The sequence below is a fragment of the Streptococcus sp. GS001 genome (assembly GCF_021595565.1).
GTDB lineage: Bacteria > Bacillota > Bacilli > Lactobacillales > Streptococcaceae > Streptococcus > Streptococcus xiaochunlingii.
This window is the reverse complement of sequence record NZ_JACSYJ010000001.1, coordinates 432,426-458,631: the sequence shown is the minus strand read 5'-3', so window position 1 is coordinate 458,631 and position 26,206 is coordinate 432,426. Positions and strand designations below refer to the sequence as shown.

40 protein-coding genes and 1 pseudogene are annotated in these 26,206 nt (G+C 37.1%); 39 read left to right on the top strand and 2 right to left on the bottom strand.

Annotated features, from left to right (window positions below; genetic code table 11):
• Nucleotides 1–19: 19 nt before the first annotated feature.
• A complete protein-coding gene (locus H8S88_RS02350; protein WP_048689506.1) occupies nt 20–472 on the bottom strand; it encodes a SprT family protein in 453 nt (150 codons plus the stop codon).
• Nucleotides 459–2,585 (bottom strand): Tex family protein, encoded by a 2,127-nt coding sequence (locus H8S88_RS02345; RefSeq protein WP_048789333.1) that lies wholly within the window; start codon nt 2,583–2,585, stop codon nt 459–461. The genes H8S88_RS02350 and H8S88_RS02345 overlap by 14 nt, the downstream gene beginning before the upstream one ends.
• Nucleotides 2,586–2,704: 119 nt before the next feature.
• On the opposite strand from H8S88_RS02345, the gene H8S88_RS02340 reads away from it, so the two are divergent.
• The 39 genes and pseudogenes from H8S88_RS02340 (at nt 2,705) to H8S88_RS02160 (ending at nt 26,154) form a co-directional block, all read left to right on the top strand.
• Nucleotides 2,705–2,851, top strand: a complete 147-nt coding sequence (locus H8S88_RS02340; protein WP_185761534.1) for an SPJ_0845 family protein — start codon at nt 2,705–2,707, stop codon at nt 2,849–2,851.
• Nucleotides 2,848–3,753 carry a permease gene (locus H8S88_RS02335; RefSeq protein ID WP_023023898.1) on the top strand — a complete coding sequence of 302 codons (906 nt, stop codon included), beginning with the start codon at nt 2,848–2,850 and terminating at the stop codon, nt 3,751–3,753. Before H8S88_RS02340 ends, H8S88_RS02335 begins: the two co-directional genes overlap by 4 nt.
• Entirely contained in the window at nt 3,750–4,565 is an 816-nt protein-coding gene (locus tag H8S88_RS02330) for a TIGR03943 family putative permease subunit (RefSeq protein WP_048789332.1), read from the top strand. Before H8S88_RS02335 ends, H8S88_RS02330 begins: the two co-directional genes overlap by 4 nt.
• A gap of 165 nt (nt 4,566–4,730) precedes the next feature.
• Complete coding sequence (gene zwf, locus H8S88_RS02325) at nt 4,731–6,197, top strand: glucose-6-phosphate dehydrogenase (protein WP_125336005.1); 1,467 nt, start codon at nt 4,731–4,733, stop codon at nt 6,195–6,197.
• Nucleotides 6,198–6,328: 131 nt separating this feature from the next.
• Entirely contained in the window at nt 6,329–6,973 is a 645-nt protein-coding gene (locus tag H8S88_RS02320; protein WP_125336007.1) for an Imm43 family immunity protein, read from the top strand.
• A 16-nt stretch (nt 6,974–6,989) separates the two neighbouring features.
• A complete protein-coding gene (locus H8S88_RS02315) occupies nt 6,990–7,673 on the top strand; it encodes a hypothetical protein (protein ID WP_125336009.1) in 684 nt (227 codons plus the stop codon).
• Nucleotides 7,674–7,849: 176 nt separating this feature from the next.
• Entirely contained in the window at nt 7,850–8,254 is a 405-nt protein-coding gene (locus H8S88_RS02310) for an immunity 22 family protein (RefSeq protein ID WP_236127885.1), read from the top strand.
• Between the two features lie 105 nt (nt 8,255–8,359).
• Nucleotides 8,360–8,494: pseudogene (locus tag H8S88_RS09850) on the top strand (RHS repeat-associated core domain-containing protein); the annotation flags it as partial.
• The gene (locus tag H8S88_RS09890) at nt 8,477–8,905 is read left to right on the top strand and encodes an HNH endonuclease (protein ID WP_185761536.1); all 429 of its coding nucleotides are present in this window, start codon (nt 8,477–8,479) and stop codon (nt 8,903–8,905) included. The pseudogene H8S88_RS09850 and the gene H8S88_RS09890, both read left to right, overlap by 18 nt.
• A 44-nt stretch (nt 8,906–8,949) precedes the next feature.
• Nucleotides 8,950–9,435 (top strand): SMI1/KNR4 family protein, encoded by a 486-nt coding sequence (locus tag H8S88_RS02300; protein WP_125336013.1) that lies wholly within the window; start codon nt 8,950–8,952, stop codon nt 9,433–9,435.
• Nucleotides 9,436–9,636: 201 nt separating this feature from the next.
• Entirely contained in the window at nt 9,637–10,284 is a 648-nt protein-coding gene (locus H8S88_RS02295; protein WP_329605522.1) for an RHS repeat domain-containing protein, read from the top strand.
• The gene (gene imm45, locus H8S88_RS02290) at nt 10,284–10,616 is read left to right on the top strand and encodes an Imm45 family immunity protein (RefSeq protein ID WP_236127884.1); all 333 of its coding nucleotides are present in this window, start codon (nt 10,284–10,286) and stop codon (nt 10,614–10,616) included. Before H8S88_RS02295 ends, imm45 begins: the two co-directional genes overlap by 1 nt.
• Nucleotides 10,617–10,759: 143 nt before the next feature.
• The gene (locus H8S88_RS09840) at nt 10,760–10,891 is read left to right on the top strand and encodes an RHS domain-containing protein (RefSeq protein WP_125336037.1); all 132 of its coding nucleotides are present in this window, start codon (nt 10,760–10,762) and stop codon (nt 10,889–10,891) included.
• Nucleotides 10,830–11,093: an RHS repeat-associated core domain-containing protein gene (locus H8S88_RS02280; RefSeq protein WP_185761535.1), complete on the top strand. Its 264-nt coding sequence runs from the start codon at nt 10,830–10,832 to the stop codon at nt 11,091–11,093. Before H8S88_RS09840 ends, H8S88_RS02280 begins: the two co-directional genes overlap by 62 nt.
• Before the next feature lie 55 nt (nt 11,094–11,148).
• Entirely contained in the window at nt 11,149–11,424 is a 276-nt protein-coding gene (locus H8S88_RS02275; RefSeq protein WP_070608479.1) for a hypothetical protein, read from the top strand.
• A gap of 405 nt (nt 11,425–11,829) precedes the next feature.
• Complete coding sequence (locus H8S88_RS02270; protein ID WP_125336019.1) at nt 11,830–12,501, top strand: growth inhibitor PemK; 672 nt, start codon at nt 11,830–11,832, stop codon at nt 12,499–12,501.
• Nucleotides 12,502–12,813: 312 nt separating this feature from the next.
• Nucleotides 12,814–13,230: a CTP synthase gene (locus H8S88_RS02265; RefSeq protein WP_125336021.1), complete on the top strand. Its 417-nt coding sequence runs from the start codon at nt 12,814–12,816 to the stop codon at nt 13,228–13,230.
• A gap of 309 nt (nt 13,231–13,539) precedes the next feature.
• Entirely contained in the window at nt 13,540–14,130 is a 591-nt protein-coding gene (locus tag H8S88_RS02260; RefSeq protein WP_125336023.1) for an SMI1/KNR4 family protein, read from the top strand.
• Nucleotides 14,131–14,371: 241 nt separating this feature from the next.
• Entirely contained in the window at nt 14,372–14,965 is a 594-nt protein-coding gene (locus H8S88_RS02255; protein ID WP_236127883.1) for an RHS repeat-associated core domain-containing protein, read from the top strand.
• The gene (locus H8S88_RS02250) at nt 14,958–15,203 is read left to right on the top strand and encodes a hypothetical protein (RefSeq protein WP_125336025.1); all 246 of its coding nucleotides are present in this window, start codon (nt 14,958–14,960) and stop codon (nt 15,201–15,203) included. Before H8S88_RS02255 ends, H8S88_RS02250 begins: the two co-directional genes overlap by 8 nt.
• A gap of 404 nt (nt 15,204–15,607) precedes the next feature.
• On the top strand, nt 15,608–16,447 hold the full coding sequence (locus H8S88_RS02245) for a DUF2750 domain-containing protein (RefSeq protein WP_125336027.1): 840 nt from the start codon (nt 15,608–15,610) through the stop codon (nt 16,445–16,447).
• A 71-nt stretch (nt 16,448–16,518) separates the two neighbouring features.
• Nucleotides 16,519–16,656, top strand: coding sequence for an RHS repeat-associated core domain-containing protein (locus H8S88_RS09885; protein ID WP_236127882.1), 138 nt, complete (start codon nt 16,519–16,521; stop codon nt 16,654–16,656).
• 142 nt (nt 16,657–16,798) lie between these two features.
• Complete coding sequence (locus H8S88_RS02235; RefSeq protein ID WP_125336029.1) at nt 16,799–17,050, top strand: DUF6883 domain-containing protein; 252 nt, start codon at nt 16,799–16,801, stop codon at nt 17,048–17,050.
• Nucleotides 17,051–17,071: 21 nt separating this feature from the next.
• A complete protein-coding gene (locus H8S88_RS02230; RefSeq protein WP_045615779.1) occupies nt 17,072–17,275 on the top strand; it encodes a DUF4926 domain-containing protein in 204 nt (67 codons plus the stop codon).
• 247 nt (nt 17,276–17,522) lie between these two features.
• Nucleotides 17,523–18,374 (top strand): hypothetical protein, encoded by an 852-nt coding sequence (locus tag H8S88_RS02225; protein WP_236127881.1) that lies wholly within the window; start codon nt 17,523–17,525, stop codon nt 18,372–18,374.
• A 151-nt stretch (nt 18,375–18,525) separates the two neighbouring features.
• A complete protein-coding gene (locus H8S88_RS02220; RefSeq protein ID WP_125336033.1) occupies nt 18,526–18,783 on the top strand; it encodes an RHS repeat-associated core domain-containing protein in 258 nt (85 codons plus the stop codon).
• A 388-nt stretch (nt 18,784–19,171) separates the two neighbouring features.
• The gene (locus H8S88_RS02215; RefSeq protein ID WP_236127880.1) at nt 19,172–19,600 is read left to right on the top strand and encodes a hypothetical protein; all 429 of its coding nucleotides are present in this window, start codon (nt 19,172–19,174) and stop codon (nt 19,598–19,600) included.
• Nucleotides 19,601–19,905: 305 nt separating this feature from the next.
• A complete protein-coding gene (locus tag H8S88_RS02210; RefSeq protein ID WP_221761788.1) occupies nt 19,906–20,616 on the top strand; it encodes an RHS repeat-associated core domain-containing protein in 711 nt (236 codons plus the stop codon).
• A gap of 53 nt (nt 20,617–20,669) precedes the next feature.
• On the top strand, nt 20,670–21,122 hold the full coding sequence (locus H8S88_RS02205; protein ID WP_125336261.1) for a hypothetical protein: 453 nt from the start codon (nt 20,670–20,672) through the stop codon (nt 21,120–21,122).
• Between the two features lie 381 nt (nt 21,123–21,503).
• Nucleotides 21,504–21,743, top strand: a complete 240-nt coding sequence (locus tag H8S88_RS02200; RefSeq protein WP_221761790.1) for an RHS repeat-associated core domain-containing protein — start codon at nt 21,504–21,506, stop codon at nt 21,741–21,743.
• A 14-nt stretch (nt 21,744–21,757) separates the two neighbouring features.
• A complete protein-coding gene (locus H8S88_RS09945; protein WP_125336262.1) occupies nt 21,758–21,940 on the top strand; it encodes a TNT domain-containing protein in 183 nt (60 codons plus the stop codon).
• A gap of 10 nt (nt 21,941–21,950) precedes the next feature.
• Nucleotides 21,951–22,190, top strand: coding sequence for a hypothetical protein (locus tag H8S88_RS02195; protein ID WP_006155758.1), 240 nt, complete (start codon nt 21,951–21,953; stop codon nt 22,188–22,190).
• A 525-nt stretch (nt 22,191–22,715) separates the two neighbouring features.
• Complete coding sequence (locus H8S88_RS02190; protein ID WP_125336263.1) at nt 22,716–23,261, top strand: cation:proton antiporter; 546 nt, start codon at nt 22,716–22,718, stop codon at nt 23,259–23,261.
• Entirely contained in the window at nt 23,262–23,642 is a 381-nt protein-coding gene (locus H8S88_RS02185) for a hypothetical protein (RefSeq protein ID WP_236127879.1), read from the top strand.
• Nucleotides 23,643–23,846: 204 nt separating this feature from the next.
• On the top strand, nt 23,847–23,999 hold the full coding sequence (locus H8S88_RS02180; RefSeq protein WP_329605521.1) for an RHS repeat-associated core domain-containing protein: 153 nt from the start codon (nt 23,847–23,849) through the stop codon (nt 23,997–23,999).
• A 382-nt stretch (nt 24,000–24,381) separates the two neighbouring features.
• On the top strand, nt 24,382–24,828 hold the full coding sequence (locus H8S88_RS02175; RefSeq protein WP_125336264.1) for a hypothetical protein: 447 nt from the start codon (nt 24,382–24,384) through the stop codon (nt 24,826–24,828).
• Between the two features lie 363 nt (nt 24,829–25,191).
• Complete coding sequence (locus tag H8S88_RS02170) at nt 25,192–25,488, top strand: Imm40 family immunity protein (protein ID WP_125336265.1); 297 nt, start codon at nt 25,192–25,194, stop codon at nt 25,486–25,488.
• A gap of 81 nt (nt 25,489–25,569) precedes the next feature.
• Nucleotides 25,570–25,860 carry a hypothetical protein gene (locus tag H8S88_RS02165; protein WP_221761792.1) on the top strand — a complete coding sequence of 97 codons (291 nt, stop codon included), beginning with the start codon at nt 25,570–25,572 and terminating at the stop codon, nt 25,858–25,860.
• A gap of 78 nt (nt 25,861–25,938) precedes the next feature.
• On the top strand, nt 25,939–26,154 hold the full coding sequence (locus H8S88_RS02160; protein WP_236127878.1) for a hypothetical protein: 216 nt from the start codon (nt 25,939–25,941) through the stop codon (nt 26,152–26,154).
• Nucleotides 26,155–26,206 lie beyond the last annotated feature (52 nt).

Below are 26,206 nucleotides of genomic sequence, written 5' to 3'. Positions count from 1 at the left end.
CAAGTCACTGTCATCCGACTCAAGGCCGATTTCCTGGATCAATTGTCCCTTGATACTTAAGTAGTCCTCGACACCGCCCACAGCGGTACTTTTGCAGATCAATCTGCCGCTTTCTCCTGAATTCTTGCCCACAGCTCGTACAAATATAAATCTTATAGTTTCCCTTATCAACTGAAGGGGCATACCGCAAGCCGTCTACCTTTTTGAGCAAGGCCTTGAAATCTTGATCCTGATGGCGATAGCCCTTTTTCATATAGTAGAGATGGTAGTGACACAACTCATGGCGGACAATCTTTCGAAAAATTTCCCAGCCAAATCTTTCTAGGATTCTGGGATTGAAATCCAGATGGCCATCTTTTGGAAAAAAACGACCGCCAGTCGAACGCAAGCGAGGATTCCAGATGGCTTGGTGAAGAAATGGGCGACCAAAATCTTCCAGCGACACTTCTTGAACGTATTTAGTCAGATTCATGTGGTGCCAAGAGGGAAAGATTTACCTTTTCCCGTTCTAAATCAATCTTGTAGACCCAAACGGTCACTAGATCACCAACTGAAACAACTTGACTTGGATGCTTGATAAATTGCTGACTCATCTGTGAAATGTGGATCAAACCATCTTCATGAATCCCAATATCGACAAAGGCTCCAAAGTCAACAACATTGCGGACAACTCCTTCTAGTTTTTGACCAATCTTCAAGTCTTTCAAATCAAGAACATCCTGACGAAGGACAGGAGCATCAAAAGAATCACGTAAATCGCGACCTGGTTTGAGAAGATCTGCGACAATATCTTTCAAGGTTTCAGGGCCAATTTCAAGTTCCTGGGCCATAGAAACCGTGTCAATTTGTTTCAATTTAGCTTGGGCCTCTTCATCCATTTCCCGAATCCCTAGTAAGGTAAAGAGCTTCTTCACTGCAGGGTAACTTTCTGGATGGACCCCTGTCCGATCGAGGAAATTCTCACTTTCTGGAATCCGTAAGAAACCAGCTGCTTGTTCAAAAGCCTTGGCTCCCAGACGAGGAACCTTTTTAATCTGTGCCCGAGAAGTGATCAACCCTTCTTCTTCCCTGTACTTCACGATGTTCTCAGAAATGGTTTTATTGAGACCAGCCACGTGGGACAAGAGGGCTGGACTAGCAGTGTTAATATTAACTCCGACTTGGTTTACCACGGTATCAACTACAAAATCAAGGCTTTCAGATAATTTCTTCTGGCTGACATCATGCTGGTACTGGCCGACTCCGATAGATTTTGGATCAATCTTAACCAACTCAGCCAGTGGATCCTGCAAACGACGGGCAATGGAGATGGCTGAACGCTTTTCAACTGTCAGTTCTGGAAACTCATGGCGAGCCAATTCACTAGCTGAATAGACAGATGCCCCGCTCTCGTTCACAATGACATAGCTGACATTTGGAACTTCCTTGAGAACTTCCGCAACAAAGGCTTCGCTCTCTCGACTAGCCGTCCCGTTCCCGATCGCAATGATTTCCACGCCGTATTGACGAATCAGCCGTTTCAGTTCTTCTTTGGCTGCTTCAATTTGTGCTGGTTTAGCCGGCGCAACAGGGTAAATCACCTGGGTGGTCAACATCTTTCCTGTCTGATCGACAACAGCTAATTTAGCTCCTGTCCGAAAAGCTGGGTCAAATCCCAAAACCACGCGCCCCTTGAGGGGAGCAATCAGCAAGAGGTGTCGAAGATTTTCAGAGAAAAGCTGAATGGCTCCATCTTCTGCCACTTCTGTCAGTTCTGTCCGAATTCGACGCTCCATAGCTGGTAGCATTTTCTTTTTCAGGGCTTGGTTAATGACTTCTTCAATATAGCTATTCTTCGATTTAAATCGGGCTTCAAAGTGACGAATCAAACGGTCTACAGGATGCTCAAATCCAACTTTTAATACCCCTAATTTCTCTCCACGGTTTAAGGCCAGGGTTCGGTAGCCCTGCATGTTTGCAATCTTCTCAGAAAAATCATAATAGATTTGGAAGACTTGCTTCTCGTCTTTGCTTTCATCCTTGAGACTAGAGGTGATCAAGGAGTGTTTGCGAATCTCCTGGTAGGTAAGGTTGCGCAATTGTGGATCTTCTGCAATGGCTTCGACCAAGATATCGATAGCACCAGAGATTGCATCCTTTACAGTTGGAAATCCTTCAGATAGGAATTCTTCTGCTACTGTTTCCAAGTTCTTTTGATCTTGCAGAATCATCCGAGCAAGTGGGAAAAGTCCTGCCTCACGCGCAATGGTTGCCTTGGTCCGGCGTTTTTCCTTATAGGGAAGATACAATTCTTCCACATCCGCCAATTTTTCAGCTTGCTCAATCGCTTCTTTTAAGGCTGGGGTCAGTTTCCCAAGCTCTTCAATCTTAGCGAGAATAGTTTCTTTCCGATCGGCTAAGGCTGTTAAAGACTTGTCCATGTCGATAATAGCTTTGATGGCTACTTCATCTAAATTACCCGTAGCATCTTTCCGATACCGAGCGATAAAGGGGATGGTGGATCCCTCTGCTGTTAAGGTCAAAACAGTATCAATTTGTTTGAGACTGACACCCAATTCTTGGGCTATTTTTTCATATTTTTCCATAGCTTCTATTATACCATAGAAGGCCTTCTATACTGCTTTTTCATCTTACTTTTGGACTTGATTTTCCCCTCTTTTTTGAGAATTTGATATAATGAGAAAAAAAGAAAAGGAGACCTATCATGGCGATTAAATTTTCAAAAACAGACGATTTAGACAAACTCTTTGAGGAATTTGCTGTCTTCCCAGATCCCCCTCAAGTCACTTTACCAGATGACAAGAAGAATGAAACTGCAGGGGAAAACGTGCAGAAGGATTCTAACAAATGAGTTTCTTCCAACAGTTGCCAACCAGTGTCCTTCAGGCTGGAGCGATTTTTCTTTCGATTATGATTGAAGCCCTTCCCTTTGTTTTAATTGGAAGTATCATTTCAGGGGCGATTGATGTCTACATCACCCCTGAAAAAGTCTACCGAGCCCTTCCCAAAAATAAATGGGGGAGAATTCTGTTTGGGACCTTGATTGGCTTTATTTTCCCTTCCTGTGAGTGTGGTATCGTCCCCATCATCAATCGCTTTTTAGAGAAGAAGGTGCCTAGCTATACAGCTGTGCCCTTTCTAGTGACAGCCCCGGTTATTAACCCCATTGTCCTCTTTGCCACTTATTCTGCCTTTGGCAATTCTATTCAAATGGCTCTCTTACGAGCGATCGGCTCTATCCTGGTAGCGACTGTTCTGGGGATTTTCCTAGGATTTTTCCAAACAGCTTCTATTCAACGGGCCAACCGCAAGGAAGTCCATCTTCATGACTTTTCAAAACTATCTGCCGGCCAACGCTTCTTCCAAGTATTTGTGCAGGCCATTGACGAGTTTTTCGATACTGGACGCTATCTGGTCTTCGGTTGTTTATTTGCCAGTGTGGTTCAGGTTTATGTGCCAACTCGCGTGCTTACTTCTATTTCAGCGACGCCACTCCTAGCCATTCTCCTCCTTATGCTTCTCTCCTTCCTCCTCTCCTTGTGTAGTGAGGCGGACGCCTTTATCGGATCCTCCCTTCTCTCGAGTTTTGGCTTAGCTCCCGTTTTAGCCTTTCTGGTTATCGGACCTATGTTAGACGTCAAGAACCTCTTGATGATGAAGAATTATCTGACCAATCGCTTTATTGTCCAATTCATTAGCATCGTCAGTCTCGTTGTCTTGGTTTATGCTTGGTTTGTGGGGGTGGTTCTATGATTCGATTTCTCATTTTAGCAGGCTATTTCGAAATTACTATGTATTTGCAGCTTTCTGGTAAGCTCAACCAATACATTAATATGCATTATTCCTATTTAGCCTATATCTCTATGATTCTTTCCTTCCTCTTGGCTGTCGTCCAGCTCTATATTTGGATGAAGAATCTGCCCGTTCATAGTCACCTTGCCAGTAAAAAAGCCAAGGTCATGAGTATTCTTCTGCTCCTGATTCCCTTGATTGTAGGGATCGGCTTCCCGACTGTGACCTTGGATTCCCAAACGGTTTCAGCCAAGGGCTATCATTTTCCCATCGCGGCTGGCTCTTCCAAAGATATTCAAAATGATGAGGGGACAACCAACCAATACCTCAAGCCAGATACTAGCAGTTATTTTACCAAATCTGCTTATGAATCCGAGATGAGGGCTGCATCCAAGAAGTACCTCAAGCAAGATCATATCCAGATCACGACAGAAAACTATATGGAAGTCATGGAAGTGATCTACGACTATCCAGATGAATTTGCTGGAAAAACCTTTACCTTAACCGGCTTCATTTATACGGATCCCCAGGATCCGGGCAGTCAGTTCCTTTTCCGTTTTGGAATTATCCACTGTATCGCCGACTCAGGAGTCTATGGTTTGTTAACCAAAGGAGCCTCCCAAACCTATGACGATAATACCTGGGTCCAGGCTACTGGAACTCTCAAGATCCAATACCATAAACAACTTGGCCAAACCCTTCCTATCCTAGAAATAAAAGAAGCCCACTCAGTAGAAAAACCTACGAATCCTTATGTCTATCGGGTCTTTTAAAGGCTGTTAAACATCTCTCGGTTGTGACCTTTCGGTCCAACCTTTTTTTATAGCGTCATACATTTAACCTGCAAAATGAAAGTCCGAATACTTTTACTTTCAAAGGGAAATTATCTGAATTTTATGGTAAAATATGGTTTATCAAGTTAGAAAATAGGTATGATCATGTCATCTAAAGTTATTGTAACAATTTTCGGTGCTAGTGGAGATTTGGCTAAACGCAAGCTCTACCCTTCACTTTTTAGACTTTACAAATCAGGTAATCTATCTGATCATTTTGCTGTTATTGGAACTGCTCGTAGACCATGGAGTAAAGAGTACTTCGAATCTGTTGTTGTCGAATCTATTTTGGACTTGGCTGATAGCGCAGAAGAAGCTCAAACATTTGCCAGTCATTTTTACTATCAAAGCCACGATGTTAATGACACTGAGCACTATATCGAATTACGCAAGCTTCAGGCTGAGTTAAATGAAAAATATCAAGCTGAACACAACAAGCTTTTCTTCCTCTCAATGGCACCTCAGTTCTTTGGTACCATCGCCAAACATCTCAAGTCAGAGCAAATTGTTGACGGTAAAGGCTTTGAACGTTTGATTGTTGAGAAGCCTTTTGGTACAGATTATGAGACTGCAAGCAAACTAAACGAAGAACTCCTTGCTACTTTTAACGAAGACCAAATCTATCGTATTGACCACTATCTCGGTAAGGAAATGATTCAGAGCATTTTTGCCATTCGCTTTGCCAACATGATTTTTGAAAATGTTTGGAATCGTGAGCACATCGATAACGTACAGATTACCTTTGCAGAGCGTCTAGGTGTTGAAGAACGTGGTGGCTACTATGATGAATCTGGTGCCCTTCGTGATATGGTTCAAAACCATACCCTCCAACTTCTGTCACTCCTTGCTATGGATAAGCCTGCAAGCTTTACCAAGGATGACATTCGTGCGGAGAAAATCAAGGTATTTAAGAACCTCTACCACCCTACAGATGAGGAACTCAAAGAACAATTCATCCGTGGCCAATATCGTTCTGGTAAAGTTGATGGCATGAAATATATTTCATACCGTAGCGAACCAAATGTCAACCCAGAATCAATGACAGAAACCTTTGCTTCAGGTGCATTCTTTGTAGATACTGATCGCTTCCGTGGTGTACCATTCTTCTTCCGTACAGGTAAACGCCTAACTGAAAAAGGAACACACGTGAACATTGTCTTCAAACAAATGGATTCCATTTTCGGTGAACCACTAGCACCGAATGTGCTTACCATCTATATCCAGCCAACTGAAGGATTCTCTCTCAGTCTTAACGGTAAAAAGGTAGGGGAAGAGTTTAGCCTTGCGCCAAATTCGCTTGACTATCGAACAGATGCGACTGCTACAGGTGCTTCACCAGACCCATATGAAAAACTCATCTATGATGTTTTGAACAATAATTCAACCAACTTTAGCCACTGGGATGAAGTGAGTGCATCATGGAAATTGATTGACCGTATTGAGAAGCTTTGGGCTGAAAACGGTGCTCCACTTTATGACTACAAGGCTGGTACTATGGGACCTCAAGCTAGCTTTGATTTACTTAAAAAATACGGAGCTGAGTGGACCTGGCAACCAGATACAAAGCTCTAACCAAAGAAGCGACGTCCTCCATTACGTCTACGACAAAATCGGACAGATTGAAAAAACGTTTGAGTAAGCCCATATCTGTTGGAGGATGTTCATCTGTCAACTCACCAAAACGATTATCTTAAGAGGGTATTATGAAAAAGTTATTAGTATGGGGATATGCTCTGCAAAGTATGGATAAAGCAGGAAAAATGGGGTTGCCACGAGTAAGTAGTGGAGTCCTAGGGATATCAGAGGAATTCAACCCTAAAAAAACGCATCCTGATTTTGACTTTCCATGGAGTTGGTTCGTAAAGGGGCAAGAAATTCCTCCGATGCCTGAAAAGGTTTATGTCTGCTTAAAGAAAGCAAGAGGTGTTACTTTTGATTTTCTTCCATATAATGATTTCTTTATCATGTCAGCGCGCTTTTTGGAATTTATAAAAAAATATGGGTTTGATCATGATTTTGGTATGAGCAAGGCAATTATTGTCAATACAAAAGGTGGGCTATTGACAAATGAAGTCTATTATTTGGTAAGAATAGTTGATTGGGAAATTGAGGATGAAATTGTTTACCCAGATTTAGCATTAGATGAAGATGATTTTTCACTGGAGGCATATACTAATTCAGATAAGGATATTTTGCTGTCTACCAATTATAATTATTCAGGAACGCTTTTGGTCTCAGAAAATTTAAAAGAAAAAATATTGGAAATGTTCTCCTTACCTTTTCTTTATACTTTGAAGGAATGGAAGGAGCAAAATGATTATGAATTTATTGGATTTGATGAATTATAGCAAAAAGGAAATTTAAATGTCAAAATTACTTTTTACTTCTTCTAAAACACCACATAGTATTGGTTATATTGGAGGAGGAGCTGAACATATTCCGTTAGAATTATGGCCTAAAGTTCCAAATTCTGATGCCTATCAAACGCATCTATTTACTCTTTATTCTGACTTTTTACCTGAAAATGTATTCCCTCGTAGAAATTATTATATCTCTGTTTTTATTTCTATAGAGGAACATGTACTGGGAGGAGTAAAAGACTCTATTTCATCTAAATATACTGTTAATAGTCAGGATGATTTGATTTTACTAAATGATGGTTTTAGTTGCGCTATCCTTTATGAAAGGGAACAAGCTATCAACAAGCAAGATTTAGGAAATATTTCTTTGGAAAGAAAATTTTTTGAAAGGCTTGATGAAGTAGATAAAGAAGCTGATACAAAATACAATGAAGATGAACATTTATTCTTTGAAGACAATGGGATGGGCTTGGATGTATCCAAGATTTTTGGTAATCCTTATTTTGAACAAGATATAATATATCCTTCTCCTATGTTTAGTTTTTGCTTGCAATTATTAGAAGAAGATATAGATAAAAAGTTACATATTTTTCAGAATGGTATTGGTTATTTTTATTATGACCAAAATATTAAGAAAAAACTTCTATCTGGAAGTCAAGCAGGTATTTTCTTTATTCAAAACACTTAATAATTAACATAAAACCTTCAGTTTCAACTTAGCAAGCCGTAGCCTGCAAAACCTCCAATCCCGACGTGGGGTGTGAGCGGTACGCACGCACGCGGCTTTTTTTGGTTTATTAGACGGCCTCTGTAATGAAATAAATTTTAAATTAAATTTTCAATAACTGAGAAAGGACGATTAAAATGCTTGATTCAGATACAAAAAATATGATTTCTGTATGGATAGGAACATCAAATAAGACGTTAGATGAATTTAATAAATACACTGAAGGAATGGAAGATTCAGATTCTCAATGTCCAGCATTTGCAGATTTTGGGGTTTCATTTATTGATTCAGACTTTTTTGTAGCTTTTCGTACCAAAAACGGAGAGATTGTTCCAATTGAAATTTTAGCTGAAGAAATTGGTACGCATTCGAAAAAAGCCACAGAAGAAATTATAAGAGCATCTAAAGAAAAAGGTGTGAATGAAGGGAATTCTTTGTATTATTATGCAAACGCTACTTTTAAACCCGATGTTCCAGAAAAACTTTATAATGACTTAAAATTTATAGGAACGTTTAAAGATCCTAGAATAAAATATCGCTAGTGATTGTGAAACATTAGTCAGGATAAAGGCCGTCTGAAAAAGAACGAGCGCGTTTACAAGAATGCCCATCAGACGTTCAGATTGCAAAACTAATACTTTGATGAAGAGACCGGACTGCATTACAACTTCTTCAGGTACTATGAGCCTGATGCGGGTCGGTTTGTGGATCAGGATCCGATTGGGTTGTTGGGTGGGGAAAATCTTTATTCGTTTGCTCCGAATATGCAGGCTTGGGTGGATTGGTTAGGTTTGCGATTTGCCAAACCTCACATCATTAAAATTAATGGTCGAAATCCTATTAATTCCAGTTATGCTGGTACTACGTATCATTTAAGTGGGAAACTAGGAGGAAAATATCCTCATGGTGTGCCATTTAATATGTTTGGATTACCTGATTTTAGTCGTTACTATGTGAAAAACTTTAATATTGGTAAACCCGTTAGTGATTATAAAGATTTTAAGAAAGCAAATATATTGGCTTTTGGAAAAAATAATCCTTTTGGTGCAGAAGCTCCTCCAGGTTTTATTTGGCATCATGATACAGGAGGGGTGATGAGACTGCTTCCTGAAGACATACATAACTCTGTGAAACATACAGGCAGTGCGGCCCAACATCAAACACGGAAGAGAAAAAGAAAAGGGAAGTGTTAAATAACTTAACCAAGTTAGTAATAAGCAATAGGAGTGATTTAAAAGTGAATATTAAATTTAAAAAATTTGGTTTGAGCCCAGATGACATACAGCAGATGAAAAATTATGGAATTTTGCCAGATAAGAGGACTTTACAAAGTCTAAGTAAAGCATATAATTCAATCAACCCTAGCATCGAAGATATTATTGAATTTCAAGATAAATTAGGTTTTAAAGTTGATACAGATTATGTTGATTTTTTACTTAGAAATAATGGAGGGGTTCCATCAAAGGTTAGAATAAAAGGTAATAAGATAGTTATTGATCATTTTTTGTCTTTTAAGTCTGATTATAAACTTAATTCGATTATTGATATATATTCCGATTTTCAGCAATATGGATTACCAATTGCAAACACTCCTTCTGGAGATAGTATTATTTTGTCCTCAGATGGGAAAGTTCGTTTTTTTAATCATAATATTGATTCTATTGATGAAGAAGTCGGTATGATTGCAAATAATTTTTTAGAATTGCTTGAGAAATTATATTAGTAAACTGTGGCTAGCTGAAACCTTACCTTCAATCATTGCATAGAGTATGAACAGTATGCACGCGGTTTCTGTTTTTCAGACGACCTCTACCTAAAAGAACTGGTGCGCTACGACTACGACGACTACGGCCGCACTACCGTAGAACGTGATTCCCTCGAACGCGAAAGCCGCCAGTAAACCCACTACTTCCACTGCGACCAAATCGGCATCCCGAGAGAGAAGACCGATAAAGACGGCAACCTGGTTTGGTTCGGCAACTACACCGGCTGGGGTCGTCTGAAAGAGGAAACCAAGGTAACGGATAGCGCATACCAACCCTTCCGCCTGCAAAACCAATATGCCGACCATGAAACGGGACTGCATTACAACTTCTTCAGGTATTATGATCCTGATGCTGGTCGGTTTGTGAATCAGGATCCAATTGTGTTGTGGAGTGGGGATAACCTTTATCGGTTTGCACTGAATACACAAAAGTGGATTGATTCATTGGGATTATCAAAATGTGATCCTTGCGGTAAAGATCAAGATAAGCTTCCAGGTGGCACAACGGTTAAAGATTTTGAAGCTTCTCTTGTTAAATTACCTCCAGGAGAAAGGGTTGCAAAAATAAAAAGCATGGCGGAGCAAGTAGCTAGTTCTCGTAGTTGGACAAGAGCAAAAAATATTGAAAGATTAAATCCAAAGAGGACAATATATACTGATGGTACAAACTTTTATTCTTTAGATACACAACATGGAAGGTTTGAAAAACTAAATAAGAAAGGTAAAAACATGGGTGAAGTTGATATGTGTTTAAATGAAAAAGGTAAACAAGATTCTAGTGGTGGACACGATATAAGGATTAAATGATGCAGAAATTAGTAAATTATCATAGTAATTTGGCGCATGGTACCGTTTTTAGATTTCCAGGTTCATATCCACATGAAAAATATGTTGATCTGATGTTAGTTGAATTTCCAGATAGTAATAGAAAATTCGGTCTTGTTGTATCTACTGGTCATAAAGCAGGATTGATTTTGATTAAACTTCCAAAGGAAGCTGAATCAAATCACTTTGCTGGAATAGATAGACAATGGGTAATAGATAACTGGAATAAATGGATATATGAGACTTGTAATATTGATGATGTCTATGTAATTCAAAACTACCCAATTCCTGTTATTGATTACAGCAAGCCGTAGCCTACATGAAACCTCCAATTCCAACATAGCATGGGTGCGGTAATCATGCTGTTTCTGCTTTTCAGACGACCTCAATCCTTTTTCGAAGTCGTCTGGAATATTGGTTCTTTAACAATCTCATTAACAGTTAACATAGAGGCCGTCTGAAAACCCACTACTTCCACTGCGATCAAATCGGCATCCCGAGAGAGATGACCGACAAGGACGGTAATTTTGCTGTGGTTCGGCGATTATTACGGTTGGAGCAAACTAAAGAGCGAAACCAAGGTAACTGATGGCGCATACAAGCACTTCCGCCTGCAAAACCAGTATGCCGACCGTGATACGGGGCTACATTACAACTTCTTCAGGTATTACGAGCCTGATGTGGGTTGGTTTGTGAATCAGGAAAAGATTATGCTATGGATAAAGCAACAGGACGGTGTAAAGGACAGGATGATCCACAAGGAACAGGACATGGAAAGTACCCTTATATAAATCTTAGACGGCCAGATGGAAAACAAGTGCGTATTGATATTATAGGAAAATAGATATGTTAAATTTAACTAATTTACAAACAAAAGGATATGATGAACTTATTGAAATTGATGGAGAGGTTGTTTATCAAGTATTTGCTATTAAGAAAAATAATGGAACTTATAGCACATATTACTATACAGTACCAAAAAATAAATTGGATCAGGCTGAAGATTATGAGATAGAAGAATTTAATGAATTTAATGAACTTGAATTAGCTATAAAACATATTCAATCAAAAGGAGCTAATCTATCAAGATTTAATATATTTAAAGGTAACAAGCCTCTTTAAGACCTTTTTTAGACCATAGGTTAGATCGAGCCCCAACAAAATATCAAGGTCGTCTAAAATCAATTCTCAGACGGCCTCAATCCTTTTTCGAGGTCGTCTGAATAATCTCATTATCGTTCACTCTCACTCTATATCTTACCTACGAATACGGCCTGATATAGTCGCAATGAAAGATGGAAAAATTTATTTTATTGAGGTAAAAAATAATATAGACGATTAACGAAAGGTCAAAAGAGATCAGAGCTATTCAATTTGAAAAAACCGCACAATGCTGGGGAGATGTCCGAAGGCTGCATATATGGTTTCAACAAAAAATTAGGATAAGCAAACGGATGTGGGTTCCTCCAAAGGTGTTGCTCGCTTTATGACTTTAGTATTCAAAGATTGATTTTAAGAAGGATAATTATGAAAAGTAAAGAATTTATTCAAGGTCTTATTGAATATTTAAAAAATAATTTAAATATTCCTGATGCTAATTTTCTAAAAGATAGGATTAAATTTAAAAAAGGAAAATATGTCTATGGTGAAATATCCTTTAGCAATTCTCGTACTTTTGAGGGGGTCATACTTCACCTATATGCATACAATTCTGAAATGGGAAATTTTTTCTCCCAAAATGTTCCTCCTTATGATAAATCGTCAAATCCATATGATTCAGTATTTGTACAACCATCTATCTCTCAGGCGCATTTTTTTAAAGCTCCCCCTATTACCTCATTTCCTTATGGAGATGCCATTAAATTACCTGAATCTGAGAATGATGCAAAAAACATCTATCCAGATGTATTAATGCATTTGCAGCAAAATCATATTCCAATCATTATGGCCTTCCATTCCGGTAGCAAAGAAGTTTTAAAATATTTATCACTTTATCCAGAGGCTTTTCGTTTTAAAGCGTTAACCGCTATTTATATTATAAATAAGAATGAATTACCACTAAATGATCCTTTAATACAGAATATTTTATTGTTTGATAAAAAAGTATTAGAAAATGATAATGGATTGTATAGCAAGGATGATTTGATCTTCCTGGAAAATTCTTTTGACCAAAAATTAAAACAACAAATTATGCAATAATTAGTCCTGGTAACAAGTCGTAGCCCACACAAAACCTATAGTCCTGACGTAGTGTGTGTGCAGTACGCACGCGGTTTCTGTTTTTCAGACGGTCTTCATCTTATTTTGTTAAAAATGTGCACACGAAAGGGTTTTTATATCATACTGCTGCCTTTGAAATAGAATATAAGGCGTATATAAAACCATGTGGGAGAATGATTTAAGAAACTAAACGGCAGCAATTTATCTCTAGGAAACAGGTAACAATATTTCGTAGAATTATTGGTAAATGTTCCTAATTTTATTAATGTAAATATATTGGAAAGGGTTAATATGAACTACTTGATTAAGCCATATGAATCAATTGGTGATTTTGTATTTGGTACTTCTCTTAAGGAAGTACAAGAAAAATATGGAAAACCAGCAAGAATGGTTGAAGATAATATTATGAATAATAAGGTGGAATATAGGAATGCTTGTGAGTTAGTTTATGAAAACGATAAACTGGTTTATGGATATTGCTTAAAAGATTCTAATCCCATATTAGGAGATATTGATATATTTAAAAATTCAATTGAAGACCTTAAAGCCATCGATTCAGAATTTATTGAAGGAAAAAAATATATTCTTTTTAAGAACCTCGGAATTTGCATAGGAGGTATGACAGGGAAAAAAATTCCTGAAGGCAAGTTATTAATTGCATTCGATAAAAATCACTTTGATTTTTTTGAATGTTTTATCGAGGTGTAATCGAACTGTAGCCAATGAAACTTCCAATTACGATGTAAAGTAAGTCGTAGCCTGCACAAAACCTTCAGTCCTGACGTAGGATGTGTGCGGTACCCACAAATACTGTTTTGTATTTCAGACAACCTTATATATTGCGCTCCATGAAATAATCTGATTTTGCATCATTATAGTAATAATACGGCGCAAATAATACCGAGAGATTTACATAGTGGCATTAGGCATACTGGTCCTGCAAGTGTGATACGCGATAAACGACCTAATAAGAAATGTTGATTATTTGACAAATTATAACTGAAAGGAATAATGAAAATGAAAATTAAGAGTTTAGTTGAGAAAATGGGTGGAGTTCAAAGGTTTACATTTGAACCACTGATTCCTACATCTAGAAAATCAATGTCAAAATTTTTAGATATTACTAAAGAAGAATTTTCAGATTATTTGGATTATCTTGAATTATTTGGTGGAGAGACAGGATTTATAAAAGAGTTTAAGTTAACCCCATATAGTGATTTGCCTGAATATTGTTATCCTGATGACGATATTCCTGTAGGTGGTAATATCGAATGGAGTGGTGGGGATTTAGGTTTTTTTTATGGTGAAAATATAAACTACCAAAAAAACTCCCAAATTAGTGAAAGGCTTGAAAAATACAAAAATAGAATACCAGATAATTTTCTACCAATATCAAGTAATGAATTTGGTGATTTGATTTGTCTATGTACTCAAGGAGACAGAATTGGGCAAATTTTCTATTGGGATCATGAAAATGAATGGGATGAAGAAGATTATTTTGATGATTTTGGAGAAACTATGCCTGAAGAAGTAAAGATGCAAAATATGTATTTAGTCGGAGAAGACTTGTATGACTGTTTTAATCGTATGGTCTTAGAAGAAGAATAATTGTTTGAAATATTATGTGCCTAAATATATATGTAATATGTAAACTGAATTATATATTTCTAACTTTGATTAGCAAATCGTAGCCCGTACGAAACCTCCAATCCCGATGTAGAGTATTGACGTAGAGCATTGTGGTACGCACGAAAGAGATTTCTCCTATCTAAACCACATCAGCGAAGACGGCGAAAGCCGACAACAAACCCACTACTTCCACTGCGACCAAATCGGCATCCCTAGGGAGATGACCGATAAAGGCGGCAACCTCCTGTGGTTCGGCAGATACACCGGCTGGGGTCGTCTGAAAGAGGAAACCAAGGTAACGGATAGCGCATACCAGCCCTTCCGCCTGCAAAACCAGTACGCCGACCGTGAGACAGGGCTGCATTACAACTTCTTCAGGTACTACGACAGTAGAATCGGACGTTTTAACAATCAAGATCCCATAAGATTAGTAGGCGGGGAGAATTTTTATGCTTTTGCGCCTAATGCTCAGGTGTGGGTTGATCCTCTAGGTTTGAATAAATGCTGTGAAAATAGCAAAGTTAAAACAGAACCAAACACAGCATTTTTTTGGTCAGGTAGAACAGATAGTATTGGTGGACAACATATTGCTGCCGATATTGCCAAATCTAAAGGAGGAACAACATTAGAAATGTTAATTGAAGCTAGAAAAATTATCATGCCTACGTGGGATCAAAATAACCAAACAAGCATTAAAGCATGGGAAGATATTTCATCAGAGTATGCAACATGCGCTTCTGGTACTGTAACAGGCGTTATTGGCAAAGATCTGCGACCAGGAAATATATGGAAAAAAGGTAATTACTATGGATGATTTCGTAATTGAAAAAATTTCAAGAGGTATGTTAATTGTTTCTTTAAATGGACATGAAATTTCATTTGAAGGAGAAATGTTCTTTCCAAATAATGAGTTTCACTTTTCCCTATATGCGAAAACAGCAAAATTTACTAAGACCAACCAAATTTTAAGCAAGGAAGAGTTAGATAATATTTTAGAACATTTAAAGAAAGAATTTAATTTAAAAAATAGAGTATTAGACATAATTTTCTAAATTTAATTATCAACTGTAAAGTAGCCCAAGCAAGCCGTAGACCACATGAAACTTCCAATTACGATGTAAAGTAAGTCGTAGCCTGCACAAAACCTTCAGTCCTGATGTAGGGGGTGTGTAGTACGCATGCGGTTTTTGTTTCCAGCCGATCTTAATATCTTTTTTGAGGTCGTCTTAACTATTTGTTCATTAAAATCTCATTACCATTAGTAATGGCATTCTATCTAGAGGTCGTTTTCCTGATAGCTGAGAAACTAATTGACATAGACAAATACAGGAAAGAATATATATTATGTTGAAAATATCAAATAATTCGTTAAATGGGATTGTATTGGGTCAAAAAAATGTGGTGGAAAATCTGAGCAAAAAATCAAAGATTCACGAAAGTAGAAAGGATTTAAATAATGGGCTTGCCAAAACAAGCAATTGATTCAATTGTTAAATTATCAGCTAAAGAAAGATTGGATTATTCTATTAAAACTATATCTGGTATTGAAACTTTATACCTACTAAATGGAAAGGATGACTGGATATGTTTGCAAGATGATGAAGGAAAAGAATATCTAATGATTTTTCCAGAATCTGAGTTTGCGGAGTTAGCTCTCCAATGGAATCCTCAAGCATTGAGAATAGATGAAATGGAACTAGAGAACTTCTTAGAAGATACCGTTCCTTTATTGTCTGAAAGTAATATTAAATTAGCTATTTTTCCTATAGATGAAAAAACAGAAACTATTATTTTGGATCCAATTGAATTTGCTAAGATGATCAATGATTATTTTTATGAGTGGTATGGGGAAGAATTTGATTTACCTTATTTGTCGATGGTTTTACAACAAAAAGCAATAAATGCAATTCTTAATTTGTCCAGTCAAGAACGTTGTGAGCATACTTTAAAAAGAATAGCTGACTCTGGAGTTCTATATGTTTTAGCAGACGAAGAAGGAGATTGGATATTATGGGGAGATGAGAAAAATTCATCTTTAGCCATATGGCCTGAATTAGAATTCGCAAGAATTATGGCAAATTCTGAAGATAAGAATTCTGATATTTATGAAATTGAGATAGAAGAATTTTTAGAGGATGGAATACCATGGTTGATAGAAAATAATATAGGTGTAGCTATCTTTCCGATTCCTGACAATCCTGAAACTATTGATATGAAGGCTATTCAGTTTGCTGCCTCAGTCAATAAAATCTTAGATGAAAGTTATGATGAGGCCTTAGATTTGCCTTATCTTTAAACGAACAGTCAGTTCAAGATCTAACCAAACCGTAAGGTCGCCTGAAAAAGGACGAGCTGGTTTACAAGCATGTGCATCAACCCTTCCGCCTGCAAAACCAGTATTGCGACCGTGAAACGGGGCTGCACTACAACTTCTTTAGATACTACGAGCCTGATGCGGGACGGTTTGTGAATCAGGATCCGATTCGGCTGGTGGAGGGGGGATAATCTGTATGCATTTGCACCAAATGCTCAAGATTGGCTTTATCTATTAGGTCTTTGCTCTAATTCGAAATTACCTAATGCAGATAAGGCTATCATTGACCCCAAAAAATCACGGGATATGCCTTAAATACAGAACACACTATAGGTGGAAAAAGCAAAGGTTTTTCAATCTGCATTAGGATTTAATCAATCAAATGTAGGTGAGTTGATTAAAAAAAATCAACAAGGTGTTTGTGAAAACCCAGCAACTCCAGGTAAATGTGATGAACATGGGCAATGCTATACTGTTGATATTCCAATGACTGGTCCAATTAGACAGACCGCCACAGTTAGAACTGGTTGGATAATCGATAGCGGACAATCAATTCCACGATTGGCAACTACATATGTTTTATAGTTAATTATTAAGGAGTTTATAGTGAAATATTCACTTTTAGAAGTAGTCAAATTGCAACAAGATCTTCCTGGTTTTAATTTACAAAAGGGAGACATCGGTGCTATTGTAGAAGTTTATTCAAATCCTTATGAAGCATATGAGGTTGAATTCTGCGATACTAAAGGAAAAACAATCGCACTACTAACTTTAAAGCCAGAACAATTAATGCCATTTCTTGATACATAATATTATTCTTATGAATCTTATAAGCAAGCCGTAGCCTACATGAAACCTTCAATTCCGCCGTAGCATGGGAGCGGTAATCATGCTGTTTCTGCCTTTCAGACAACCTCAATTCTTTTTCGAGGTCGTCTGAAATATTTGTTCTTTAACAATCTCATTACCATTAGCAATGGCATTCTATCTAGAGGTCATTTTTCCTGATGGCTGAGAAGCTAATTGACATAGACAAATACAGGAAAGGATATGTATTATGTTGAAAATATTAAATAATTCGTTAAATGGGATTGTATTGGGTCAAAAAAAGGCTGATTTTGATGATGTTACTTTAAATGACCCTAATTATTCATTAGAGTTTGATAGAAAGCATAAGATACAATCTGATTCTCAATTAATTACTGTATCATCCTCTGGGAAATGCAATGAATTCAGTTTAGATGGAAAAATTATTAACTTCTTCAATTTAGAAAAATTTTTAGAAGAAGAGGATCCTCTAATAGAAATTTCTGATGAAGAAAATTATTTTTATATTTTTCCACAATATAATTTACTTTTGTATGTTGACCCTAAGGATAAATTATTTTTGCAGGTATTAATTTACGATGAAATCATAAGAAACTTTTATGAAAATACAGGTCAAAAGTACTCAGACTTTCAAAAAAGTAAACTTAAGAACCCAACTTTAAATCATGATAAATTAATATTTATTCCTTATAAGATCGTAGGCGATTTTGAATTAAATTGTTCTCTATCAGATGTTATAAAAAAATATGACATATCAAACTATGTTATCCCGAAGGTAAAAAATATTATAGAGATAAACAATTTTGTACTAAGGTTTGATAATGAAAAGTTAACTGAGGTTACAATTTTCAATGATAAGAAAGTAGAGCTTTCAATATACTATAATGAAATAGATATATCATCAAAAAAAGGGCTTACTGAGTTATTAAGTCGATATGATGTTATCGAGAGAACGAAATCTAAATATCTTTTCAAAGAATTAGGTCTAGTTGTAGAAAAAGATCTGTCCGAATTTCGTTTTTTTGAACAATCATTATTAAAATTTTGGGTAAATTTGCATAGACCTATTACTAGCTGGTAATCACAAGCCATAAGCTAATTGTAGCTCTAATGGTACTTCCAACTCCGATGTAAGCGCACGTACGCGGTTTCCCCTATCGAAACCACATCAACGAAGACGAAGAATGTGCCCCCCCTACTTTCACTGTGACTAAATCTGCACCCCAAGAGAAATGACAGATAAGGATGGCAATTTGCTGTGGTTCGGCGATTATTACGGTTGGGGCAAACTAAAGAGCGAAACTAACACATCCGGAACTGCTCACCAACCCTTCCGATTGCAAAACCAGTATTGCAACCGTGAAACGGTGTTGCACTACAACTTCTTCAGGTATTATAAGCCTGAGGCAGGGCGGTTTGTGAATCAGGATCCGATTGGGTTGATAGGTGGGGAGAATTTATATGCTTTTGAACTGAATACGAAGGCGTAGGTGGACCCATTAGGCCTTGATTCAAAAGCAACTTCAAAAATGTAACCATATAGATTTTCGGATGTTAGTGTTAAAGGACCTCATGCTGATATTTTTGTAGGAAATAAAAAGTAACAGAAGCCCTTTTAACCTTAGATGATAACGGAGAAATTGTATGGAAATGTTTTTGTGATATGAAAAGTGCTACTTCCAAAAAATTGAAAATTGCTGATGACATAATTTCTGAACTGAAAGACAACTCACAAAATATGTAATCAGCAAAAGATCAGCTTAAAAAGGCTCTGACTGATTTTGAAGGTGATTTAAATGACCCAAAAAGTAGCACTAGAAGAAAGGATATAGCTAAAAGAGGAATTAAAAAATTTAGGAAAATGTTAATGAGGTTATTATGGATATCACATCTTTCTTAAAAACAGGCAGATTTGAAGATTTGTCTGTGGGTATGTCATATAGTAGTTTTCAAAAGCGGAAACAATTCAAACATTCGTCTAAATGGTTATACGATGACGATAATATAGAAAGTGGTTTTTCTATTTTTTGGAAGGGATTAGAAATTGGTTTTAGGGATGAAGTTATTTATTTGCTATCAATAGATCCTTATTTCAAAGGTGTAACTATTGCTAAAAAATATAAAATTAATAGGAAATTAACTATTGAAAAATTTGTACAATATTTGTTTTTTGCCGATATTAAATGGAAATTTGTATCAAGGGAGGAGTGGGAACATGAGTGTGAGATAAAAACAGAAGGAGGAGTTTCTATTATTTTCACATTTGAATTAGATGGTTTAAGAATCTCTAAATTTTCAGTCTCATAAAAATAAACGTAATTAGGTCGAGCCTTCCCCACAAGGTCCCCTTTTTTCAAATACAGAAAACTCTAAAATCTAAATCTTTCAAATATTTAGACGTTTTATATTGCTCATTAATTTATGCAAAACTAACAACAGGCGTAGGTTGGGTCTAGCAAGCAGTAGCCTGCACAAAACCTTCAGTCCTTACGTAAGGTGTGTGCGGTACGCACGCACACGGTTTCGCCTATCAAAACCACATCAACGAAGGCGGAGAAAACCGACAACAAACCCACTACTTCCACTGCGACCAAATCGGCATACCGAGGGATATGACAGATAAGGATGGCAATTTGCTGTGGTTCGGCGATTATTACGGTTGGGGCAAACTAAAGAGCGAAACTAACACATCCGGAACTGCTCACCAACCCTTCCGATTGCAAAACCAGTATTGCAACCGTGAAACGGTGTTGCACTACAACTTCTTCAGGTATTATGAGCCTGTTGCGGGTCGGTTTGTGAATCAGGATCCGATTGGGTTAATGGGCGGGGAGAATTTGTATCAGTTTGCTGTAAATGCTCAAAGTTGGATTGATCCGTTGGGACTTTCTCGTAACAGGTTAGCTACAGTAGGTAAAACGCCATCAAAAGTGAGTACCACTGGTAGGGCTGTAATGCAGCGCATGTTAAGTGCTAAGGAGCTACGTGGTATGTCGGCTGAGCAGATTAGTAATTTAAGACGTGTAAGCGATATTCCTAGCTCTGCCCAATTTTGGGATACTCCAACTAAATCATGGCAGCCTGTTAGGTCTGCTCATATGGAGCATGCAGGCGAAGATGCTGTGGATTATTGGAATAGAAGAGGAAAATTTTTTGGTAAAAAATCGCCTGAAGTCAGATCGTGGATGAGAGATCCAAATAAGTATCGGCTTGAAAAAGGTGCCGGTAAAGGGGGAAATTGCTCCCGCGGCGCAAAAAACCGAAGTAGATATGATATGGATAAACCAATCGGGTCTAGGCAGAAATCTGATTATGGCCATTGATATTATAGAATCTACACTTAACATTGTTTAATTTAATTGAGGAGTTGTATGCTATGAATTTAGATGCAGTTAATCCAGAATTGGAATCAAAAATTAATGATTTAGTTTGCGAAGCTTATAGTAAATCTTTTTCGGAACAAGAAAAATTATTAAAAGAAGCATTTGAGCTAATACCTAAGCCAGTAACTCAATGGGCGCATCCAACTACAATGGTTACGATTGCCTTATTTGAGTTATATTATAAACATCAAAAATATGAACAGGCTGAGGAATGGCTGACTATTGCTTTGAGTGTTGCCGATTTAGGAACAACTAATGCAGGAACATATCTATTAGGCGGTATTTTTTATTATGATATTGAAAAATATGATGATGCTTATAAATATTTCGATATAGCTTATAACGATGCTGGATATAATCCATTCAGTATCGAGGACAAAAAATATTGGAAGTTTTATAAGCAGCGTAAAGAAGAACTAAATCCTAAGAAAAAAAACAAAAATTAAGATTCGATATTTTCAGACGACCTCTACCAAATCGCCTCCCCCGACTTCGGCACACGGTTGCTGTTTGCCGAAGTCGCTTCCGGTTGCGGCATTTACCAACTGGTCGCCCAACTAGACCGCAACAGTCGCCATATCCGCCTCTGCTACGACGACAACGGCAAAGTGCTCAAGAGCAGCAACAACCTCGGCGAAGAATGGACGTTCGACTACCGCAAAGACCATACCGTCGTTACCGACGTATTGGGGCGGACGGAAGTATACGGTTTCGACGAAAACTGCGAACTCGTATACCACAGCGACAGCGAACGCGACCCCCTCGGACGCGAAAGACGCCAACAAACCCACTACTTCCACTGCGACCAAATCGGCATCCCGCGTGAGATGACCGATAAGGACGGCAATCTCTTGTGGTTCGACAACTACACCGGCTGGGGTCGTATGAAAGAGGAAACCAAGGTAACGGATAGTGCATACCAGCCCTTCCGATTGCAAAACCAGTATTGCGACCGTGAAACGGTGTTGCACTACAACTTCTTCAGGTACTATGAGCCGGATACGGGTCGGTTTGTGAATCAGGATCCGATTGGGCTTTTAGGCGGAGACAATCTGTATCTCCAGTAGGAACACTATACCCTATGAGAGCCTTACCTCCTGGTTCTAATCGAAAGCCTTATACCATATATAGGTTACTGAAACCAATTGATAATGTAGCTGCAAGTAAAATTATGTCGTTGTTCGGAGAAATTGGATTAGGGACACAGTATGAATTACCAAAATCTGTTAAATCATATATAGAATCTGGCATCTGGAAGAGGTAAAAATAGGAAAATGTTAAAAATTAATGAATTGAATTCATATCTTAAAAGTAAAGGAGTACCAGAAGATAGTTACTCAATCAATGAAGTAAATGATGAATCATTATGTATTGTTGAAGAAAATAAAAAATGGCATATATTCTATTCTGAAAGAGGATTGAGAACCGAAGAATATTGTTACCAAGATGAACATTTGGCAATTCTATATTTTATAAATCGGTTATCAAAAATGTTAAATTTTTCTTTCGAATGAAAAAAAGCAAACCGTAGCCTGTATGAAACTTTTAATTATGGTATGGGGTATGTGCGTAACATACACGCGGCTTCTACTTTTTAAGCGACATCTAAATCTTCTTTGAAGACGTCTGATCTATCGATTTTTTAACAATTTCATTACCGGTTGATGTAGAGTTCGTCTGAAAACATACTTTCAGGCGAACTCTACCAAATTTCTCTCTTGTTGGTTACACCACAAGCTACAGCTACAACGCCCAATGGCTGCCCGAAACCATTACCGACACTTTCAATAGAATAGCTACGAACCCTTGGCGCAGGTCCGCAACTGGAACAACGAAGACAGCGAAAGCGAACAGGACGTTTTGTAAGTCAAGACGTGATAGGTTTGGTAGGAGGAGAAAATTTCTATCAATTTTCCCCAATACACAAAGTTGGATTGATCCTTTAGGGTTAAATGCAAAACTAAGTGAAATGGCGCAATCTGTCCATAACAAAGTGTTGACGGTGTTGGTGGTGTATATGATTAACGAAAGGATGAGTTATGAATATAGAATTACATATTGAAAAAGTACAATCTCTTTTAGATCAAATGGATCCACAAAAGAGATGTAAGTTTGCGGCTTGGTGCTGTAATGCACTGATCATTGAGAAAAAAATAATTGAAAATATGACTAAAATAACTAATTCAAATGTGAACTACCAACTCTGTGATGCTATCATAAAAGCTAGTTGGTATGATTTCTCCCAAATAAATATTGGAATCTCTCAAAAAGCTATAGAAGAAATAAATTGGGATGATGATGATCCATTAAATGATATGGTAGAAACACAAGGAACTATAGAATTATTAGCTTCGATTCGAAATATGTTACTAGGTATACAACAAAAATCATCTGATAGTTATTACTTTGCTGCAAGTGCTGAAAACGTAATTAACTGGAAAGATGCTTTAGCGAATTTCCCGTACTCCGAAGATGGCAAAATAGAGGACGAAAATTTAAAACGTGAATATGAAATTCAATTGTTATTTTTAGATGATTTAAGAAATAGTATAATTACCTTACAGGATATTAAGAAATATAGATAAATGGATGCAAGCCTGAGTAGACTATTTAGAACGATAGGAGTTGAGTTGATGGAGTCTGAGGAATTAACTTCTAAAATTTTGCTGGAAAGTGTTTTAGAATGTACAAATTTTGTAGTAAATGAGGTGCCAAACTTATACAGTGCATTAATAGAGAGATTAAAGCAAGACGATGAAGTATTCTTTATGAATTTTGTTGAAGATGAGGATGGTCAGGATGATTATTATGGATATGTCTATAATAAAACAAATGGAAAAATCTACGAATATGCGTTCCATGATGACAAATTAGTGAAAAATAGGAAGTTGTCTTTTATTGAAAAGAAAATTGGAGAGTTAACAACGAAAGATATTCTTGAATTACCTATAATAGATCTACTGTAATCTAGATATACCTATGATTGGTCTCGTATTTTTATGTAAGCAAGTAGTAGAAAGCCTTAGCCTGTATGAGACTTCCATCCTTGACGTAGATTTGTGTGTAGAATTTGCGCGCGGTTTCCGCTATTTAGATGACCTCATAACCTTCTTTGAGATCGTCTAAAAGAGGAAACCAAGGTAACGGATAGCGCTCACTAATCCTTCCGCCTGCAAAACCAGTATGCCGACCGCGAGACAGGGCTGCATTACAACTTCTTCAGGTATTACGAGCCTAATGCGGGTAGATTTGTGAATCAGGATCCGATTGGGTTAGAAGGTGGAGATAATATTTATTCTCCCCTAACATACAAAGCTGGATAGATCCATTAGGACTATTATCATGGAATACTGCTAGAAAACAATTTTGGAAAGCAGAAGCAAAAAAAGAAAGGGACCGTATAGCTAAAGAAAAAGCTAAAAATCCTGGTTCAAGTCCAAAATGTAAATATTCTGAACGTAATTTAAAAAGGATGGAGAAAGGTAAAGCACCACGAATAAAAGTTAGAATTCGAACAAGAAGAGGAATTGAAGAACGCAATGTGTCATTAGAACTACATCACACTTACTTACCACAAAGATTAGGTTCAAATAAAGCTCATGAAGCTTGGAACTTATCTATTGCAACACCATGGGCTCATGCCGCAATGGACCCATTCCGACACACAGGTAGTGTATTATTAAAAATTTTGAAAGGAACCCGCACATGGTAACAGGATTAGAAATCAAAAATTTAATTCAATCTCATGAATACAAAAGGTTATTAGATAAGGCTGAACATGAATATGGAATTAAAATTTATGACAATGACGAAAGTATTTCACAAGAATGTAATTCTATTGCTAATGAAATTAATAAATCAGGATTAACACCTGAGTTAATATTAGATTTTATTATTGAAAACGATAAATTAGTTTTTAATTTCTCAAAATTAAAAATATCAAAATTGTCAGAAGATTACTGTGACTTTGAGGAAGATGAAGAAGATAGTGATGATATTATGTTAATTGGTCAGGCTAAGACTTTCCTCATTGTAAACTCTATAGAAATTTTACTATTGAGAAAATCAGAAAAAGATTTAATAAATTTTTTGAAAGCAATTAAGATTCCTTCTTATAAAAAATATGCAAAAGAGTTATTTGAATTTTACTAAGAGAGCCTAAAGATATATTAAAACTTTTACTACTCTATCTGTATTTTGATATCTTTTTATATCTCTGACAAGCATAAACGGTGTTAAGCCCCAACAGTCTAGTTAAGGTCGTCTGAAAACCCATACCGATGCCGAAGGCCATATCACTTCCTACGAATACGGCCAAGACGGTCTGCCGACCCAACGCACCAACGCCTTGGGCCATACTTTCGGCTACCACTACGACAAAGCCCGCCGCTTAGTCGGTCTCACCAATGAAAACGGTGCGCGCTACTGCTTTGCCTTTGAATATATAAAAGAACCAAACGGCAGCATTAATCACCGTTTATTTAGACCTAATAAATAACTACTGGAAGTAAATTTATGAACAAATTAATTAGTATTTATATTAATAATGGAGTCAGCCTATTTGAACAAGGAGAAAATACTGTAATTATACCCATAGAATTATCTAATGATATTATAGATATTTTAGATAATTTAAATTATTTTATTTTAGGAGGAGATATATATATAAAAAATATTAATAAATTTGAACATACTTATGATAATTGGTATTACGAAGGAAATATTCAAAGTGATAGCATTATAGAAACAAGAAAATATTTAGATAATTTTAAAAACAATCAAAATCTATATGTATCATTCGTTTTCAAATAAAACAATCAGCAAGCATGGATAGATTGAAATTAAAATGTAAATGGGGAGTCCTTCTCGACGGCACCATCCTGCATTTCAACTATGATGACTGCTACCCGTCTAATCCGTAAAAGCAATGCCGAAAGTCGTTACCACAGCTATTACTACGACTGCTTCGGCAACCTGATCCACCCAGAACTGGCCGACGGTGAAATGCAGAACTACTTCTACGACCTGCACGACCAACTGGTTAAGGCGGAAATCTTCAAAAAAGACGGCACGAAAGAGACTTGGGCCTACACCTACGACGCCTTGGGTAGAAGGATAGGCAAAGGCCGTCTGAAAAACGAAGAAGCTTCAGACGACCTCGAATGCAACAACTGTCTTGCCTAGAAAAAATAGTAGTGCCTCCTTTGGTTCAAGTGGTAGATCTTCAGATTCTTCATCATTAAATTCATCAGGAGGTTCATTATGAAAATTAAACTAATTATCCCATTTCTTATGAGTATAATATCATCTGGTTGTTCGTTAACCAATAATGAAATTGATATTAATGACATTTGGAATTTTAAAATTACTATTACTGGAGCTCAAGAAAATAGACAGGCTCATTTGACAGGTTTACTTGGCAATAGTGCAATGGGAATATCAAGTATGGAAACTACTATTTACAATGATATGAATTAAATGTTGTTTTATTTCAGAAACTAGCAGGATCAAAATATTCTGGGAAATTAGA